Below are 1781 nucleotides of genomic sequence, written 5' to 3'. Positions count from 1 at the left end.
CCCCCGCACCACCCCACCCGACACCACCGAACCCGACACCGAACCCGGCTCCGATTCGCCGCCCGTGGAAGGCCCGACCCGATGACCACCCCGCAGGGACGCCGCCAGCTGCGCCCCACCGACGTCAAGCGCCTCAACCGCGACTGGCGGCGCCGCACCGACGCCCGCCTGGGCCTGCTCGCCGAATCGGTCACCCAGCCGTTCAACATGGGCTCGATCATCCGCAGCGCCGCCGCGTTCGGCGTCGAGCGCCTCTGGCTGGCCGGCAACGCCACCCCGCCCACCCACCGCAACGTCGCCAAGACCGCGCTGGGCACCGAGCGGTTCCTGGAATGGGAGCACGCCGGCACCGCCGCCGAGGCCGCCGCGGCCGTCCGCGCGCAAGGACTGCGGCTGGTCGCGGTCGAACTGACCGGCGACGCCGTCCCGCTGCACGAAGCGCCCCTGGACGGCGACGTGTGCCTGGCCGTCGGCAGCGAGGACCACGGCTGCTCCCCCGCCCTGCTGGCCGCCTGCGACGCCGTCACCTACATCCCCCAGGTGGGCCGCGTCGGATCGTTCAACGTCGCGGTCGCCGCCGCCCTCGCCCTCGCCGAAGCCCGCCGCCGGGAGTGGACCGCCGGCTGACCGCCCCCGGCCCGCACCGGCCGCCTACCGGGTGATCTTGTCGAGGAACGCGTCCAGATGGCCGCGGGCACGGACGATCCGCTCCCGCTGCGGCAGCGCGTCCATCCCCCCGGCGGCGATCGTCTTCCTGAGCCCCCGCACATACAGCGAACAGGCCAGGTCCGCGCACACGTACTGCCCGACCGAGTCGCCCTGCCGGCCCGCCTCACCCGTCCGGCGGGCCGTCATCAACGCCACCCCGCCGCCGCTGCGCGTCGCCATGCACAGCGAGCACATGCTGCGCGCGGTGAACCCGCGCGACCCGCTCTCCACCGCGCGCAGCGCGACACCCACCGGCACACCGCCGCGCTCGGCGACCAGCCACGCCCGCTCGGGCGCACGCGGATCCCGCCAGCCCAGGAAGTCCAGATCGTCCCAGGGCAGCTCCGCGAAGTCCTTCGGCAGGTTGAGGCGCTTCGCCTCCCCCTTGGAACAGTTCACGAAAGACCTGCGGACATCATGCTCGGTCAGGGGTTTCATGGACGCGACGCTACCCCGCCTACATGTACTATGCAAAACCTTAATCCCCTTAGGAAGAGGTAACGGATGCCGCGCGCCGGAGTGACCCCCGAACGCCTGACCCGCGCCGCCGCCGACCTCGCCGACGAAACCGGACTCGACGGCGTCACCGCCACCGCCCTCGCCCGCCGCTTCGGCGTCACCACCGCCAGCCTCTACTCCCACATCAAAGGCATCGACGACCTCCGCGCCCGCCTCACCGCCCTCGCCCTCAACGAACTCGCCGACCGCGCCGCCGCCGCCCTCGCCGGACGCGCAGGCAAAGACGCCCTCCTCGCCTTCGCCGACGCCTACCGCGACTACGCCCGCGACCACCCCGGCCGCTTCGAAGCCGCCAACGCCCGCTTCGCCCCCGCAACCGCCACACCCGACGTCATCACCGCGGGCCGCCGCCACACCGAACTCACCCGCGCCATCCTCCGCGGCTACGGCATCCCCGAACACGACCAGACCGCCGCCGTCCGCCTCCTCGGCGGCGCCTTCCACGGCTACATCATCCTCGAGGCCACCGGAGGCTTCGACCACACCGGCAACACCGACACCACCTGGCACAAAGTCCTCGACGCCCTCGACGCCGCCCTCACCCACTGGCCGAC

General features: G+C 73.2%; 3 protein-coding genes. 2 read left to right on the top strand and 1 reads right to left on the bottom strand.

Going from position 1 to position 1781, the window contains the following annotated elements; genetic code table 11:
* Positions 1-81 precede the first annotated feature (81 nt).
* The gene (locus DMH08_RS39390; RefSeq protein WP_125621369.1) at positions 82-627 is read left to right on the top strand and encodes a TrmH family RNA methyltransferase; all 546 of its coding nucleotides are present in this window, start codon (positions 82-84) and stop codon (positions 625-627) included.
* A gap of 24 nt (positions 628-651) precedes the next feature.
* Here DMH08_RS39390 and DMH08_RS39385 read toward each other — a convergent pair whose 3' ends face one another.
* Positions 652-1146 carry an FBP domain-containing protein gene (locus DMH08_RS39385; RefSeq protein WP_125621366.1) on the bottom strand — a complete coding sequence of 165 codons (495 nt, stop codon included), beginning with the start codon at positions 1144-1146 and terminating at the stop codon, positions 652-654.
* Between the two features lie 66 nt (positions 1147-1212).
* Here DMH08_RS39385 and DMH08_RS39380 point away from each other — a divergent pair.
* On the top strand, positions 1213-1781 hold a 569-nt coding region (locus DMH08_RS39380; RefSeq protein WP_148108665.1), incomplete at its 3' end, for a TetR/AcrR family transcriptional regulator.

This window comes from Actinomadura sp. WAC 06369, assembly GCF_003947565.1.
Classification (GTDB): Bacteria; Actinomycetota; Actinomycetes; order Streptosporangiales; family Streptosporangiaceae; genus Spirillospora; species Spirillospora rifamycini.
The sequence above is the reverse complement of the archived record's forward strand: the minus strand, read 5'-3'. Positions and strand labels throughout refer to the sequence as shown.

Coding starts and splice junctions, on each gene's coding strand:
- DMH08_RS39390 (WP_125621369.1), top strand. CDS start 82: ATGACCACCCCGCAGGGACGCCGCCAGCTGCGCCCCACCGACGTCAAG.
- DMH08_RS39385 (WP_125621366.1), bottom strand. CDS start 1,146: ATGAAACCCCTGACCGAGCATGATGTCCGCAGGTCTTTCGTGAACTGT.